At 46.5% G+C, this 17,405-nt stretch carries 10 protein-coding genes; 4 read left to right on the top strand and 6 right to left on the bottom strand.

Features of this window, described 5'->3' with window-relative positions:
* Positions 1-450 precede the first annotated feature (450 nt).
* The 4 genes from ACPYIV_RS15145 (at position 451) to ACPYIV_RS15130 (ending at position 13,078) form a co-directional block, all read left to right on the top strand.
* Positions 451-6,888 (top strand): YDG domain-containing protein, encoded by a 6,438-nt coding sequence (locus ACPYIV_RS15145; protein WP_425883822.1) that lies wholly within the window; start codon positions 451-453, stop codon positions 6,886-6,888.
* 214 nt (positions 6,889-7,102) lie between these two features.
* Positions 7,103-10,381: a SusC/RagA family TonB-linked outer membrane protein gene (locus ACPYIV_RS15140; protein ID WP_425883820.1), complete on the top strand. Its 3,279-nt coding sequence runs from the start codon at positions 7,103-7,105 to the stop codon at positions 10,379-10,381.
* Positions 10,382-10,400: 19 nt separating this feature from the next.
* Positions 10,401-12,173 (top strand): RagB/SusD family nutrient uptake outer membrane protein, encoded by a 1,773-nt coding sequence (locus tag ACPYIV_RS15135; RefSeq protein ID WP_425883818.1) that lies wholly within the window; start codon positions 10,401-10,403, stop codon positions 12,171-12,173.
* A 26-nt stretch (positions 12,174-12,199) separates the two neighbouring features.
* A complete protein-coding gene (locus ACPYIV_RS15130; RefSeq protein ID WP_425883816.1) occupies positions 12,200-13,078 on the top strand; it encodes an endonuclease/exonuclease/phosphatase family protein in 879 nt (292 codons plus the stop codon).
* 3 nt (positions 13,079-13,081) lie between these two features.
* Here ACPYIV_RS15130 and ACPYIV_RS15125 read toward each other — a convergent pair whose 3' ends face one another.
* The 6 genes from ACPYIV_RS15125 to ACPYIV_RS15100 all read right to left on the bottom strand — a co-directional run bounded on the left by ACPYIV_RS15125 (position 13,082) and on the right by ACPYIV_RS15100 (position 17,353).
* Positions 13,082-13,852 carry a helix-hairpin-helix domain-containing protein gene (locus ACPYIV_RS15125; RefSeq protein ID WP_425883814.1) on the bottom strand — a complete coding sequence of 257 codons (771 nt, stop codon included), beginning with the start codon at positions 13,850-13,852 and terminating at the stop codon, positions 13,082-13,084.
* Between the two features lie 12 nt (positions 13,853-13,864).
* The gene (locus ACPYIV_RS15120) at positions 13,865-14,200 is read right to left on the bottom strand and encodes a type II toxin-antitoxin system RelE/ParE family toxin (protein ID WP_363317885.1); all 336 of its coding nucleotides are present in this window, start codon (positions 14,198-14,200) and stop codon (positions 13,865-13,867) included.
* A complete protein-coding gene (locus tag ACPYIV_RS15115; protein WP_425883811.1) occupies positions 14,173-14,355 on the bottom strand; it encodes a hypothetical protein in 183 nt (60 codons plus the stop codon). Before ACPYIV_RS15115 ends, ACPYIV_RS15120 begins: the two co-directional genes overlap by 28 nt.
* A 161-nt stretch (positions 14,356-14,516) precedes the next feature.
* Positions 14,517-15,884, bottom strand: coding sequence for a sodium-dependent transporter (locus tag ACPYIV_RS15110; protein ID WP_425883809.1), 1,368 nt, complete (start codon positions 15,882-15,884; stop codon positions 14,517-14,519).
* Positions 15,885-15,911: 27 nt separating this feature from the next.
* Positions 15,912-16,565: an ABC transporter ATP-binding protein gene (locus ACPYIV_RS15105; protein ID WP_425883807.1), complete on the bottom strand. Its 654-nt coding sequence runs from the start codon at positions 16,563-16,565 to the stop codon at positions 15,912-15,914.
* A gap of 62 nt (positions 16,566-16,627) precedes the next feature.
* Positions 16,628-17,353, bottom strand: coding sequence for a tRNA threonylcarbamoyladenosine dehydratase (locus ACPYIV_RS15100; RefSeq protein WP_301704471.1), 726 nt, complete (start codon positions 17,351-17,353; stop codon positions 16,628-16,630).
* Positions 17,354-17,405 lie beyond the last annotated feature (52 nt).

Genomic DNA, 17,405 nt, shown 5'->3' with positions numbered 1-17,405 from the left:
CCGTTTTGTAAAAATACATTTGGAAAACTCTCGGCAGGTTTTTCCGGAAAAATGTAAGTGTTTTTGATAAAATACTACTATATTTGAATAATCATATCTTATTCGTAGATCAAAAATCTACCAAAAAAAATGACTAAAAAAAACGATCGTTTTTTTTAGTCATCCAAATGACGGTATTTTTTTCTATTCCACCAAATTTTATTTAAATAAAAACTCTTTAAATTTCAAGACCTGCAATTATTTTTTGAGAAAAACCTCTTCAAACCCGCATCCAGCCTAAAAATGACTAAAAAAAACGATCGTTTTCGGTCGCCAAAGTACATAAAATCACACCTGTTAACTACTTTTTAGATGTAAATATTTGTATAGGGTAAGTTAATAAAGCGGTTAAAGTAAAAATGAAAAATGTTATTTTAATGAACTTATTATTAATACTTTAATTATAAAATTATGAAGAGAAGATTACTTATGTTGTTATCGGTTTTTATGACGATAACGAGTGTAGGGTGGATGCAAGCGCAAAAAATTTCCTACTATGGGGTAGGTAATATTGATGGTGGAACCGGAACAGATCAAGATCCTTTCATTATGACTTCCTTAGATGCTGTTTTAACTGCTGCAAATGCGAATACTGAATCGGATAGTATTGTGATTAATCTATCGGATGGAGAATATGAAGTTCTATCCGGTGCTTCTTTTTCTATAACAAAGTCTGGAGTTAGTATTATTGGTACTGATTCTAATAAGGTTATCATAAAATCTCCGTTTGATATTATACTTTCCACAGAAGGAAATGTATCTTTTGCTTCCTTGCAAATCGCAGCAAAGACGGCAACAGGAAGAGGGCTTGTTGATATCAAGTCTTCCAATACAACAGTTTCTTTTAAAGATACTAAACTTGATATTGAAGAGGCTGGTACAGGCGATGGTGGTTCTACGGCTTGTTTTGGTATTGTTTCTCAACTTGAGGTTGATAATAATACGGTTAATTTCATAACTTCCCGTATGTATATGTCAAAAGGTTATCAGAGAGGATTATGTTTTAGGGATGGAGCTGGACATACACTCAATATGGAGAATAGCAAAATTGACGGACCATCTGGGGCATCTGGTTATCCGTATGTGATAGGTATTGGTTCCTGGCCAGGAGCGACTTCTGTAACAAAACCGGTTACATATAATATAAAAAACTCGGTAGTCGATGTAAACTATTATGCCGTGTTTACTAATAATCAGGAAACTCCGGCTGTACCGGTTGTAATTAATATTGAAGGAAGTGATATTACTGCGTGGTCTGCTTTGTTCTTGCGTGGCGATCTAGCCAAAGCTGCTTTTCCTCATACAGTGAAAATAAGTGATACCCGATTGAACGGACGTTGTTATAACAATGGACCTACCGATGGTTTTGGGACTATTGTATTGGATAATTGCCAGCAAATGGATTTGGTAATGGACTCGAAGTGTCGTATTACGGCTACGCATAAAAATATTCAATCGAGCGTCAATACTTATATGGCTGTGGCTGATGTTCGTAAAAAGACTAAAGGAACTTGGACATTCCTTCCTGTGAGTGGAGATACTTGTCTAATTCAATCCAATAATGATGTATATACACCGACTATATTTGTATTAGAATCGGAGACTGCATTAACAATAAAGGGAATTGAAAATGTAAAATTCCAGTCGGAGGGAGGTAAACCTTGTATTACTGTATATAAGGCAGACGGTTCTTTCCGGAACGCTGCTACAGATGTGACAACATTACTAACAAAAGTTTCAATTTCGGATGGCGATAAAGTTGTTTTTCCAGAAGGTACTTTTACTTTTCCTCAAAAATTTGTTTTAGACAAATCCCTTACGATAGAGGGAGCTGGCAAAGACAAGACTACTCTTATCGGAACAGTCCAAGTGACAGCAACAGATGGTGCAAAAGTAAATTTTAATAATTTGCATTTGTCGGCGACTTCGACTGCTGCACATGCAATTGGAGTAGGCACAGATAAGGGTAGTGAAAGTCCAGATATTACAATAACCGATTGTGTGATTGATAATGCTGATAATGGTGTGCGTTTAATGGGTGCCGGAGCTAAGTTGACATTGAAAAATACGGATATAACAGCTCGCTATTATGGTGTAAGTGTTCGTAATCAAAGACAGACAGTATCGGTAGATGGCGGTACGATTAAAGGTTGGGCTGCAATAATGACAAGTGCCGGTGGCTTAACGACTGGTGATGGCACAATGGCAAGTACAGGAACATCTATAGATATAAAGAATGCAACACTGAAATCGGCTACTATTTCAAATGAAGAATATGGAGTCGTTGTATTACAAGAAAAATATAATGGTGTGGTGCTCTCCATTGACGGTTCTACTTTGGAGGCGACTGATGATAATAAAGGAACCAATGAAGCGGGCGTAAGTGCTTTGTCTGCATTGGATATCCGTTCTTATGGAAATAAGGTTACTGTTAAGGGGAGTAATCTTTCGTCTCTTTATGGTGAAAATTATCATAAACTGGGTGAAAATATTTTGCATGCCGCTATTATTAGTTTAGGCTGGCATGGTTCCGATGATAAATCTGCATTGGCAGACAATACGATTGAAATCACTAATTCACAATTGAACGGAAAAACCGGTGAGAGTCTTGTTTATTCATATCGTGATAAAGCAGAGAAAGCGTATGATAAGTTGACTATAAACGGAAAAACTTATGATCCTGCTTCCGGACTTATTTGTTATGGTGAACAAGATTTGCAAAGCAAGATCGATCATGCGATTGCAGGTGAAACGATCCTGCTTCCTGTTGGAGAGTATAAGTTAAGCAAACAGTTGACGATCAAAGAGGCTATCACCTTGCAAGGAACGATTACCGATAAAGATTCCACGATTCTTATTGCTGCTGATGATTGGTCTGGTTCGGACGGTAGCAGTAAACATCTTGTAAGCATTCAAGTAAACAAGGCCACTTTGAAGAATCTGGTGATCGATGGTTTAAAATCTCCAGAAGGAGGTTCAGGTAGTGGCATTAATGTCTATACATCGACCGGAGTGACATTGGATAACGTAATTTCAAGAAACAACAAAGCAGCCGGTCTGATTGTAAACGGTTCAACAGTCACTGCAACTAACTTCCGTACTTCCGGCAATGATTGGTATGGTGTGAATGTGGATAAAGGGCAAGATGTTATAAGTGATCCGGTCTTTACAATTGGAGCAGGCTGTAGCTTTGATGAACCGATTGCTATCTTGTCGGATGTTGCAGATGCACCTGCAAATTATGTTGTTGGTAACGGATGGTTCAAAACGAAGCAAGATGGAGCTTCTGTTTGGATCAACGGTGCTACTAGCGGTTTGAATTTTGCCATTACTTCTGTTCCTTCATCTGTTATCTACGGGCAGGCAAATCTGCCGTTGCTGACAAATGTGGACAGTGCTTACTATAAAGCTAACAAAGTAAATATTACTGTTGATAACAAGGCTGTTGCAAAGATAGAAAATGACTCTTTGCAGATATTGAAGCCGGGTAAGGCAATTCTTACATTGTCTGTAGGTGATACTGCTGTTACACAGTCTTTGGATGTTCTGAAAAAGACATTGACGATCACAGGTATCACGGCTACGACAAGACCTTATAATGGTAGCCAAGAGGTTAATTTGGTTACAACCGATATGCAAGTAAACGGCCTTGTCGGAGATCATACTTCTGAAAATGTTATAACTGCTCCGACTAAAGGTGAGGCTCTTTCTGCTAACGCAGGCGTACAGCCGGTGACAGTGACAGCTACTTTGAAAGATAGTTATGGTGACTATTACGAGCTGGCAGATATAACCGGTGTGATGGATACGATTAAGAAAGTGAAACTGACTTATAAGACTGCTACTCCGGATGCAATTGAATTTGGTAAGGTTAGTACCAAAACTTTTACAGCAGATTTGGCTGATAAAACAAACTTTGTAAATAGCGAAGATGCAAGTGTTTTAGGTGGTACACTTCAATTTGATTGCCCGGCAACCGATGCATCTTTAGCTGGTAAGTATCCTGTAATGCCTTATGGCTATACTTCTAATAATTACGAAATCTTTTATAAAGCGGATTCACTTCAAGTGAATGCTGTTGCACCGAAAGCTGAAATCACGGCTGTAACAGTGAATGGAGTAGGCGATCAGGCTTCTATCTCTGTTGTTGGCCGTATCTTGTCCAATGGCGGTACACCGACAGATCAGTTAAAGGCTACTATTACACCGAAAACAAACGGATCTGGGACGGAAACAACGGGAACAACTGTTGATGTTGCAAAGGACGGTACCTTTAAAGCAGAAGATATAGCACTTACTGCTACAAAGTATACGGTAGAACTTAAAGTGGCGGCAAACGAAAGTCTTGTTTCTGAACCAGTAACTTCCGGAGAAGTAGATTTGGGTGCAAAACTACAAAATGTAAACTTCACATCTGTTCCTGTCCGTATGACTTACGGAAGTACAGCCGGTATAGCTGCTGTAAGTACGGAAGCTGATGCCAAGCTTGCTTATACCATTACAGGTGAAGCTATAAAGTTTAATTCTGATTCGACAGAAGTTGAAGCTGTAAAAGCAGGAGAGGCTACTGTAACGATAACGGCTACTAAAGCTGAATATGTAACAGCTATTGCTAAACAAACAATTAAGGTTGAACCTAAATTGGTAACAGTCAAAGCTGTTGCAGAGAATAAGCTTTATGATGGTAAACTTGATGCTAAAGTTACTTTTACGGCAGAAGGTATTTTGGAAAAAGATGCGTCATCGATCACTCTTTCTGCTACAAATGTAACGGGAGCCTTTACTGATAAAAATGCCAGTGAGAGTGCAAAGACTATAATACTTAAAGGCAAATGTTCTTTGAATAATAATACAGCTGGTAACTATGTCTTGGCTCAACCGGCTAATCCGACAGCCAAAATATCAAAAGCTAAGATTACAGCTATTTCTGCATCTGACGTACAGCGCAGCTACAAAACAACTTCATTGTCTTATAAACTGAATGTTGAAGGCTTGTTAGGTGATGAACCTATTGGTACGCCGGGCTTATACACCGGAACAATCCGTGTGATAGAGAAATCAGGCAAATACACAATAGATATGGCTGGTGTTGCATTCCGTAATTATGATTATGCAGGTGTTCAACCGATCGGAGGTGATGTTAACATTATAAAGGGAGTTCCGACTCTTGTAACTTATAATACGGAAGGAAATGCTGGTGCTGCAGGTATGGTTGTCGATAATGGCGGTTGGGAAAATCTTGGAACGCCGGAGATTGCTGATGCTACAGAAAACGGAAAAGTATTTGCAAAATTGGTATATCCTGATGGAACCGTAACCGGTAATATTATCAATAAGGAGCAGACAGCACCTGAAGTAACAATCAACTTGGCTGATGTTGCTTCTGCTTCTTTATATTCCCGCAAAGCTCCGATGACAAAGGCGGCTGATGGCCAACTTGGCTACAGTGAAGAAAAGGTCTTGAACATAACTGTAGCTGGAACCTATACGGTGGAATCAATAACTCCTTCTGTAATTACTGTGTATAAGAAGGATGATGATAAGTACTATATTAAGGGAACAGGTGTAGGAACAGGTGCTATCCTGATTAAAGTGGGTGATGCCGTTGCTTCTAAGACTATTGATGTGGTTCCTGCTACATTGAAGGTGACTGCAGCCGGTCAGAATAAAGAGTATGACGGTACGACAACTGCCAATATCGCACTGCAGTTGGATGCAGCCGAAGGCGCTTCTCTTGATTTGGAAGGTGTATCGTTCAACTATGCAAGTAAAGATGCAGGTAATAGGGACATTCTTCCGTCAAAGGATATTATTTTGAAGGGTAATAATGCAGATAACTATAAATTGGAAACTATATCGTTGAGTGGTAAAATCTCTCCGCGTACACTGACTGTAACCAGCCAGGTAAGTAAATATTATGATGGAACCAAGACAATCGATTTGACAGATTATTCTGCGACAGGATTATTGACGGAAGAAGCTGCACCGATAGTTACAGCAACATTTACTAACGATGCCAATGTGGGCTTGGATAAAGTTATCGAGTTAGCATTGAAGGGTAATAATAGTAACTACGTTTTAGCTAAGGATGGCAATACGGCTAAAGGTAATATTTCTAAATCCACGTTGGAGGCAACTTTGCCGGAAAAGGCGACGGATGCCATTAATTTGAAGAATAATATTACCTATGTAATTCGTGAATCAGGTGAAACTGTTAAAGCAAATGCAGGCATTAATCAATATGTAACAGTTACAGGTTCTAATCCATTCTCGGTGAAAGCTACAGATAACGAAAACTGTGTTATCATTGTAAACAATGGAGCAGTGACTAAGTCAGACCCTGTGACTCCTCCTGATGGCGGTGGCGACGTTGACGAAACCGTTACGATCTCTTTGGACGCAACAACGAAAGTTCTTCCGCGTCTCGAAGAATTCGTTCTGAAAGCAACAGTTTCTCCTTCCGGTAAAACAGTGACATGGAGCAGCAGCGATCCTACTGTAGCCAGTGTGACAGCCGATGGAAACAAGGCTACTGTCAAAGGTCTTAAAGTCGGTACGACAACTATCACCGCTAAGATCGGTGACGTGACCGCAACTTGTGAAGTAACCGTCGACTTCGCAACCGGTCTTGAAGAAGCCCTTGCTAATACCGAAGTGTTTGGAAGAAAGGGAAATATTTATGTGAACCCGCTGCAGCCGCTGCAGGTGACTGTTGTAAACATGATCGGTAAGATCGTTTACAATGCCCGTATCAGTGGCAATACGCAAATACCGGTAACAAAAGGCATTTACATTGTGAAATTAACCAATGCCGGCAATACGAATGTTACTAAGGTAAGTGTATACTAATTCATATATAGAGAGTTTTAGTATTGAATGAGGAAGGGCGTCCGGGAGGATGCCCTTTCGCTTTTATAGCCTGCCCCGGCAATATGCTGTTTCGGTCCGCGAATTTGTAATAGGATTGTAACAGGTTGTAAACAGCGGCTTAATACTCCGGTTGTTCCTTTGCAACGGTTTTAATAGGTAAAAATATATTTGTTTTAACACAAAAAGGACGAACATGGAGATTAAGAGTAGAGTGACCCGGTTTGCGGGTTTACTATGTATCGCAGGTGCATTACAGGGAATCCCTGTAATTTATTCCGCCAATCCGGGCGGAATCGTGAGCGTAGCCCGGCAGGGGACGCATCATCTGACAGGTACGATTGTGGACGGATACGGGGAACCCGTTATCGGCGCCAATATTGTGGAAAAGGGAACGACTAACGGGACGGTGACTGATATCGACGGGAAGTTCTCGCTGGAAGTAGCCCCTAACGCTGTGTTAACAATCTCTTTTATCGGATATATTCCGAAAGAAATCACACTGAAAGGAGAGAAAGAGCTGAAAGTTGTTTTGATGGAAGATGCGCAGGCGTTGGACGAGGTGGTCGTTGTCGGCTACGGCACGCAGAAGAAAGTGAACCTGACCGGCGCCGTCGAACAGGTGACCAGCGAAGTGTTTGACAACCGTTCCGTCCCCAACGTGACCCAGGCCCTGCAAGGTTCGATCCCGAACCTGAACATCCAGTTGACCGACGGCAAGCCGACTCGCTCGGCAAGTTATAATGTCCGCGGTACGACTTCGATCGGGCAGGGAGGGGATGCGCTGGTCCTGATCGACGGTGTGGAAGGCGATCCCTCGATGTTGAACCCGAACGATATCGCCAGCGTGTCTGTCCTGAAAGATGCCGCCTCGGCTGCCATCTACGGCGCGCGCGGTACGTTCGGTGTCGTCCTGATCACCACGAAAGAGCCGACAAAGGACAAGACTTCTATCACGTATTCCGGTAACTTCTCCATGCAGAAACCCGTCACGGTCCCCGACTTTGTGACCGACGGATATGAATATGCCAGCCACTTCTATGAAGCCTACCATGCATGGAACAACTATTCCGCCGACCCTAAGAACATAAACAAGACGCAGGACTTCTCCCTCGGCTGGCTGGAAGACTTCAAAACCCGCAAGGAGCAAGGTATTACAGGTGAAGTGGAGACGGATGCTACCGGCAAATATGTCTACTACGGCAACGAGGACTACTACGATGCCCTGTACAAGAAAACGACTTTCGCGCAGGATCATAACCTGTCGGTGACCGGTAACAACGGGAAGCTGAACTACTACGTTTCCGGGCGTTTCTACGGCTACGACGGTTTGTTCCGCTATAATACCGACGATTATAAGATGATGAACCTGCGTGCGAAAGGTTCCGTGCAGGTGTTCGACTGGCTGAAGATCGAGAACAACATGGACTTCTCCAACATGGATTACCATAACCCGATCAACGTCGGCGAAGGCGGTTCCATCTGGCGTAACATCTCCGATGAGGGCCACCCGACCTCGCCTATCTTCAATCCCGACGGCAGCCTGACCTTCTCGGCCGCCTATTCGGTCGGTGACTTTATCTATGGCAAGAACGGCATCGACACCAATAACAAGATCTTGAAGAATACGACCGGCTTTACTGCTTCCTTCTTAGAGAACAAACTGCACGTACGGGGCGACTTCACCTTTCGCAACACGGACGAGGGGCAAACGCAACGCCGCGTACCGGTTCCTTACAGTACGTATGAGGGAGAGAAACGCGAGCTTAGTACCAAATACAATGATTTGAAGGAAAGCAATATGCGGACTGAATATTTGGCAACGAACCTTTATGCAGACTATGAAGAGACTTTTGCGGATGCGCACTATTTCAAAGGAATGGTCGGTTACAACTATGAACAGTCTACTTATAAGAGTACATATGTGCAACGTAACGGTTTGCTGCTCGATGATTCGGAAAACATCAACCTGGCATTGGGAGATGCAATCACTACATCGGGAGGTTATAGCAAATGGCGCGTGGCAGGTGGCTTTTTCCGTCTGAACTATGCGTTCAAGGATCGCTATCTATTGGAAGTGAACGGGCGTTATGATGGTTCTTCCAAATTCCCGACCGACCAGCAATGGGCGTTCTTCCCTTCTGTATCCGGTGGATGGCGCGTGTCGGAAGAAGCTTTTTGGAAGGTCAATCCGAATCTTGTATCCAATATGAAGGTCCGTGCTTCTTACGGTTCGTTGGGAAATGGAAATGTGTCGCCTTATAGTTATTTGGAATTGTTGGGGATCAGCACTTCCGGCCGTGTGTTAAACGGCTTGAAGAACAAATACACCAGTGCTCCGGGAGTCATGCCCGACGGATTGACGTGGGAAACGGCAACGACAACCGATGTCGGATTGGATGTAGGAATGTTGAACAACCGTTTGTCTTTGAACGGTGACTATTATATCCGTAAAACGACAGATATGTATACGGTCGGCAAGACACTTCCCGACGTGTTCGGTGCTTCTTCTCCCAAAGGCAACTATGCCGATATGACGACCAAAGGATGGGAAATCACGCTGACCTGGCGCGACCGGTTCACATTGGCGGAGAAACCGTTCAACTACGAGATCCGCGGTACGTTGTCCGACTATATTTCGACCATCGACCGCTATAACAACCAGACGGGCAACTTAGACGACTACTATGCCGGTAAGCGTGTCGGTGAAATCTGGGGATATGTGACCGAAGGGCTGTTCAAGGACCAGGCCGATATCGACGGCCATGCCGACCAGACGCTGATCCAGTCCTCCTCCAAACGCATCACCTATCCGGGAGACGTGAAGATCAAGGACCTGAATGGCGATAAAGTGATCGACTACGGCAATAACACGCTGGACGACCACGGCGACAAGAAGGTGATCGGAAATTCACTGCCCCGCTATTCGTACAGCGTCAACCTTTCCGGCGACTGGAACAACTTCTTCCTCTCCGCCTTCTTCCAGGGGGTAGGGAAACAGGACTGGTATCCGAGTTCGGAATGTATCTTCTGGGGACAGTACAACCGCCCGTACAACAATATGCCGACTTGGCACCAGGGTAATTACTGGACGGAAGACAATACGGATGCTTACCTGCCCCGTTATGCCGGCTACAATGCTTCGCTGAAGTCTACGCCACAAACCCGTTACTTGCAGAATGTCGCTTATATCCGCCTGAAGAACCTGCAATTCGGCTACACCCTGCCGCAACAGGTCATCTCGAAAGCCAAATTGCAGAACGTACGGGTTTACATCTCCGCCGAAAACCTTTGGTGTTGGTCTCCGCTCTATAAGCATACGCGCGACCTCGATGTGACGAACATCTACGGTTCCGATCCCGACCTGACGAGTGCTGATATGTCTTCTGGTTTAAACGGAAATCGTGGCAGCGGCGATGGAAACAGCTATCCGCAGATGAAGAGTGTGAGTTTAGGTTTATCAGTAACATTTTAATTAAAGAACTATCAACGACATGAAACGAATTATATATTCTTTTGTAACTGCCTGTTTATTCCTTTCTTCTTGTTCGATGGACGAGCTGCCACAGGCCTCTGTGGACAAGGACACGATCTTCCGGACTGAGAAAGGGTTGGAAACATATTCTTATTCTTTCTATGACTTGCTCCCTTCTGTCGGAGATGGATTCAAGCAGGATGCCATGTGCGACTATGGGGCGGTGACCAGCTTCGACAACTTTATCCGCGAAGGGGCTTACTCGGCCGAGTTGAGCGACGGATGGTCGTGGAGCAATCTGCGCAACATCAATTACTTCATTGAGAACTGTACGAATGAGGCTGTCGATGAGACGGTCCGTAACAACTATATCGGCCTGGCCCGCTTCTTCCGCGCCTTTTTCTACTATAAGATGGTGGTGCGTTTCGGCGATGTGCCTTGGATAGACCGTACGCTGGGAGTCGATGATGAGCAGCTGTATGCCGCCCGCGATTCCCGTACGACGGTGATGGATCATGTGTTGGAAGACCTGGACTTCGCTTGTGAGAATATCTCGCGGACGAAGGACGAGACCGGTTCGTTGGTGACGAAATGGGTGGCTTATGCATTGAAATCCCGTGTTTGTCTTTTCGAGGCTTCTTTCCGCAAGTATCATACGGAGTTGGGATTGACCGGTTCGGCCGACGAATGGTATCAGGAGGCTGTCCGTGCAGCCGAAGCAGTAATGAAGGAAAGCGGGTACTCCATTTATACGGGTGAGGGTACGGATGCTTCTTTCCGCTCACTGTTCATCAGTGACAAGCCGGTTACCGGAGAAGTGATGTTGGCGAGCTGCGCCGATGCCGGGCTGGCCGTGTTGGGCGAGGCTAACTGGTGGTGGACTTCGGGTACGTACGGGGCGCGTTTCAGTATGATCCGTACATTCGTCAATACATTCCTGAATACGGACGGGACACCGTTTACGGACCGTGCCGGCTACGAGACGATGGAGTTCTACGACGAATGCCAGAACCGTGACGCACGCCTTGCCCAGACGATCCGCATACCGGGATATGAACGCGACGGGGCGCCTGCCGCTCCTAACTTCAACGGCTATTCTTATACGGGTTACCAACCGATCAAGTACACGTTGGATGATTCGAAATACGATGCCGGCGCTTTGAATACGAATGCGATCCCGTTGTTCCGTTATGCCGAAGTCCTGCTGAACTATGCCGAGGCAAAAGCTGAGTTGGGTACATTGACGGATGCGGACTGGGCGAATACGGTCGGTGTGCTGCGTGCACGTGCCGGTATCACCGGCGGCCTTTCTGCCAAACCGACCCGGATTGATGTATATTTCCAGCAGAACTATTTCCCGAATATTTCCGACCCGGTCATCCTCGAAGTGCGCCGTGAGCGTTCCATCGAACTGGCTTTGGAGGGTTTCCGTTTCACTGACCTGAAACGTTGGAAACGTGGCGAGCTGATGACGATGCGTTGGACCGGCATCTATGTCCCCGCCTTGAATGTCCAGATGGACCTTGACAAGGACGGTACGCCGGACGTGATCTTCTATAAGGGAGAGAAACCGACCGGGCTGCCTGCTTCTTGTACGCCAGTTTCGGTAGGAGTGGGCACGCAGCAGGGATTGACCGGGGCGACTTCGGGTAACCTGACCTGGTCAGACGATGATCCGCGTATCTGGTATAGCGATGGCCGCCAGTATTACTATCCGATTCCGCAATCGGCTATCAATAATGCGAGATTACCTGACGGGACAACTAATCTGAAACAAAATCCGGGTTGGTAAATGTGTAATCGATAAATGATAAGGATATGATAAAGACGACAAGTGTATTTGTTTCGGTCCTCCTGCTGGCAGTTTTACTCCAGTCATGGGCCATGAAAGAATCCCGGCAGGTTGCTGTCGGGGAGAGTGAACTGAATGTGGCGACCTTTAACCTCCGTATGGACACGGAGAAGGATGGCGTGAATGCCTGGCCGAACCGCAAGGAGATGGTGAAAGGGCTGATCCGCTTCCATGATTTCGATATCTTCGGGACGCAGGAGGGGTTTAAGCACATGCTGGACGGAATTGCCGAACTGGACGGTTATGCCTATATCGGCGCCGGACGCGATGACGGGGAGGATGCGGGCGAACACTCCGCCATCTTCTATAAGACCGGCCGTTTCGATCTGTTGGACAAGGGGAACTTTTGGTTCTCCGAGACACCCGATGTTCCGGGCAAAGGCTGGGATGCCACCTGTTGCAACCGGATCTGTTCCTGGGGAAAGTTTCGCGACAGAGAGAGCGGCAACGTGTTCTATTTCTTCAATTCCCATTACGACCATCAGGGCCGGGTGGCACGCCGGGAATCCTCCAAGCTGCTGATTGCCCGGATCAGGCAGATTGCCGGGACGGATGCGACGGTCTTTGCGACGGGAGACTTCAATGCCGTCCCGACCGACGAACCGGTGGTGACGTTGGCTTCCGATGGCCTGTTGCTGGACTCTTACGACCTGAGCGAACAGCCGCGCTACGGTACGGAAGGCACTTACAACAGCTTCAAGACGGATTCCGAGATGAAGAACCGCATCGATTATATCTGGGTGACAAAGGGGACGAAGGTGAAGAAGTATGCTGTTCTCAACGATATGCAGTACGGTCGTTTCCCGTCGGATCATTTCCCCGTGATGACACAAGTTGCGTTTTAAAGTTTACTTAAATGACAGGTACGGTATGAGCCGTTTCTTGTCCGTATTTGTAAATTCTTCTATCAGTTGCAGGTTCTCCCACCCGGAGAGCCTGCTTTTTTGTTTCCGGAGCTGTTCGATCGCTTTCGCCTGGCGGTAGTCTATGTAAGGATGTTTGCGGAGGTCGGCGGCAGACGAGGTGTTGACTTCTAACCGGCGTATGTGGAGCGTGTCGGCGATGAACCAGGGGGCGAGGGTCTGATAGCGTTCTTCGTCGATCCCGTACACTTCCGCCAATTGGCTGACATCGTAGAAGCCGCCTAAGAGTTCCCTGTATTTCACGATCCGTCGGGCGAAGGTGCTGCCGATGCCGGGGACTTTTTTCAGGATCATGGTGTCGGCGGTGTTGAGTTCGACGAGGGTTCCAGCCGTGTACTTTTCCGTCCGGGGGTAAGGGGTATATGCTTTCCATTTCTTCCCTGTAGGGTAGGAGGTGCTACCCGCACGGGCGGAATTTTTACCTTTAAGGGTGTTTTTAGTTCCATTCGGATGGGATCCGGATTCCTTTCGGATGATATTTGTTTCCCTTCCGGATGTATCTTTCCCGGTGATTATCCGTCTTTCGCCCGATGCCGGTCGGTTTTCCATCCGGTAGGCATCCGTCTGCGAATCGACAGGCATCCGTTTCGTGTCCGTCCAAAGCAATAAAATCCAGGAAATGACGATGAGGCAAAGGAGCAAAGTCAGTGCCCTCCGCTCGCCTTTGGAGAAATAGAGAAGGTCGCGCCAGTTCATAGTCGCATCTGTTTATGGTTTGATATTTCGTAATCGTTTTGTTTGGGAGATGCTCTGCGCCTGGTGTATAATGTCTAATACTTCGATTTGTTTAGCCGTTATACGGTAGACGATGAGGTGGGCCGGAAGGACAATCCTTCTATATCGTTTATCTTTTGTCGGAAGATAAGGATATTCCGCATGTAGCAAGTAGTCTGTCGCTAATTGCCGTACTTTTTCAAATATAAGGTTCTCGTATTGGATTGCTGATCTTTCACCGAAGTTTTCTTTTCCATATATAAAGATTTGGTCGACTGATGAATAAAAAAGCAAAGAGGCGATTACCGGTTTAGCCTTTGTTCCCTCCATTGTTGCATCATTCGTTTGCCGTCTTCAAGTGTATAGAAAGGTCCCTGTTCGGCTTCACGAATCATATTCGTTAGCTGTTCGGTGGAAAGCGTTCCGCTTTCGGTGGCAGGGTCGAATCCGTAGCGGGAAGTTCTTTCTTCTCTTATCTGCAGCATTTCTTTCCATGTCGGAAATGGATTTCCTGTTATTTTCCTGGAAGATACCGCTCTCTTTTTTTTAATGGTTTTGATTTCCATAAGGCAATTATTATTAAATGAATATTGTTTCACAAAGGTATAAGTTCCCTGCCGATATGCAAGGAACTTACAGGTTTATTTTAGAATAGTTTCTTCAATTGGTTGAGGAGGCCGAGTTCGTTCAGGAATACGATGCCGATGGCGATCGGGGAGACGTATTTCATGAAGAAGACATAAACGGAGAAGAGGCGGAACTTGATCGTTCCCTCGTTGGTCAGCTCGGCTTTCAGGATCTTCTTGTCGACACGTATCCCGACGAAGATGCAGGTCAACATTCCCCCCAGCGGCAACATAATCTTGGCCGTAAGGTAATCCAACGCATCAAAAAAGATCAGGCCGCCTATTGTGAATTCTTTCAGCAACCCGAACGAGAGGGAACTGAGAACCCCTAAGAATAAAACGCCGGCAGATACAAACCAGGCCGCTTTCTTCCGCGTCATATGGAACTCCTCATGGATATAAGCCGTAACTACTTCATGCAGGGAAATGGTGGAAGTCAGCGCCGCCATCGCCAGCAAGATGTAGAAGATGAGCGACCACATGCTGCTGAACGGCAACTGCTCGAACACGTTCGGCAACGTAATGAATACTAATTGGGCGCCGGCGGACGGGGCGATCCCGAAGCTGAAGACAGCCGGAAAGATCATGATCCCTGCCAAGATTGCTACAAAAGTATTGATGATCGTCACTTGCCAGGCCGTAGCCAGCATATTGGTGTCTTTACCGAAATAGGAAGAGTAGGTGATCAGGCACCCCATGCCGAGGCTCAGCGAAAAGAAAGCCTGCCCGACGGCACTCAGTACGACGGATGAAGTCAGTTTACTGAAATCCGGCTTGAACAGGTATAATAAACCCGCTTCTGCATTCGGCAACGTGACGGAACGTATGCACATCACGACCAGGATCAGGAACAGGAGCGGCATCATGATCTTGGAAGCCCGCTCGATCCCTTTCTCCACACCCGAAGCGATCACGAAATGCGTCAGCCCGATAAACACGGCAGTCCAGAAGATCGGCCGTAGCGCATTGGAAGAGAAGTCGTCGAAGTCGGCAGTAAAATCCACCCCCGGCGTACTGTAAAGGCTGCCGTTCACCGTCTGCCAGACATATTCGAGTGTCCAGCCCGAAACGACCGCATAGAAACCCAGGATCAGGAAGGCAGCCAGGATACCGTTGTATCCGATCCAGCACCACTTTGTCCCGGGAGCCATCTTCTTGAACGAACCGACCGTATTGCTGCGGGAGTACCGGCCGATGAAGAATTCGGTTACCATCACCGGAATACCTAAGAATATCATGAAAAGAATATAAATAAGCAGGAATGCGGCACCGCCGTTCGTTCCTAACATATAGGGGAAACGCCAGATACTTCCCAGTCCCACGGCGCATCCTACGGTAGCCAGGATAACCCCGAGCTTGCTACCGAATGTGACTCTGTTGTCTGTCATGAAGAGAATAGTTTAATTAATTGTCAATTAGAGTTGAACAACTCCATCCTTGATATGGATCACGCGGTCCGTATCGGTTGCCAACTGCTCGTCATGTGTGACGATCACGAATGTCTGGTGCATCTGATCGCGCAGGTCGAAAAAGAGCTTGTGCAATTCTTCCTTATTTTTGGTGTCCAAGCTACCCGACGGCTCGTCCGCAAGGATAACGGACGGTTTGTTGATCAGCGCACGGGCAACCGCTACGCGTTGCTTCTCGCCGCCCGAAAGTTCGTTAGGCTTGTGGGACATCCGGTCGGAGAGATTCATGAAGTCGAGGATATCCTTCGCTCTTTTCTCCGCCGCGGCCGGCTTTTCACGGGCGATCAGGGCCGGGATCATCACGTTCTCCAAGGCGGTAAACTCAGGGAGAAGCTGATGGAACTGGAAGACGAAGCCGATGTTCCGGTTACGGAAAGCCGCCAGCTTTTCTTCCGAAAGACGGACAGTTTCAGTCCCGTTTATATATAGTTTGCCACTGTCCGGAGCATCGAGCGTCCCGATGATCTGCAGCAGGGTCGTTTTCCCCGCTCCGCTCGGACCGACAATCGCTACGATCTCGCCTTCGCCTATCGTCAGGTCGATTCCTTTCAAGACCTGTAGGGAGCCGAAGCTCTTTGTTATTCCTTCTGTTTGTATCATATCAGTTGAGAGTTGAAAGTTGAAAGTTGAAAGTTGAAAAGGACAAGAATCACTTTCCCTTTTCAATTTTCAGCTTTCAACCGGTTAATAACATAAGAGGCCAAGTAGCATCCAAAGATCGCCGGCATATAGGAAACCGTTCCGGTCGTCGTTCGTTTGCATTGCTCGCCCTCTACCTCTATGATGGCATCCGGATTGGCGATCTCTGTGGAGAAGACAACCGGAATCCCTTTATTTATACCCAGCCCGCGTAACCTTTTGCGTACCGCTTTCGCCAGACCACAGTTGCAGGTCTTCGATATATCCGCAATCCTGACTAAAGCCGGGTCCATCTTGGCCCCGGCGCCCATTGAAGAGACGACAGGGATTCCCTTCTTACAGGCGTGATACAAAAGGAATACTTTGGGGCTGAGCGAGTCGATCGCATCGATAACGAAATCATACCGGGTCGCGGAGAGCACCTCCTCCGTCCGTTCATCGCGCAAGAATTCGTTGAGGACGCTTAGTTTCATCCGGGGATTGATATCTAACAGGCGACGGGCTACGACTTCGGCTTTCGGCATCCCCAACGTGGAATGCAAGGCAGGCAGCTGGCGGTTGATATTGCTTTCGTTTACCGTATCGGCGTCGACGATCGTCATATGGCCGATTCCAGCCCGGCATATCTGTTCGGCTGCATAAGCCCCCACGCCACCCAATCCTACCACCAGCACATGACTATGTGCCAACCGTTCGATAGAGTCGGCGCCTAACAAAAGTTCCGTCCGTGTGTTCCAATTGTAACTCATTAAAATGATTTTAGGTGCAAAAGTAATAAATCAATCAGAAACGCCCGTTTTT

The sequence above is a fragment of the Parabacteroides vesiculifaciens genome, assembly GCF_049860805.1.
Taxonomy (GTDB): Bacteria; Bacteroidota; Bacteroidia; order Bacteroidales; family Tannerellaceae; genus Parabacteroides.
The sequence above is the reverse complement of the archived record's forward strand: the minus strand, read 5'-3'. Positions and strand labels throughout refer to the sequence as shown.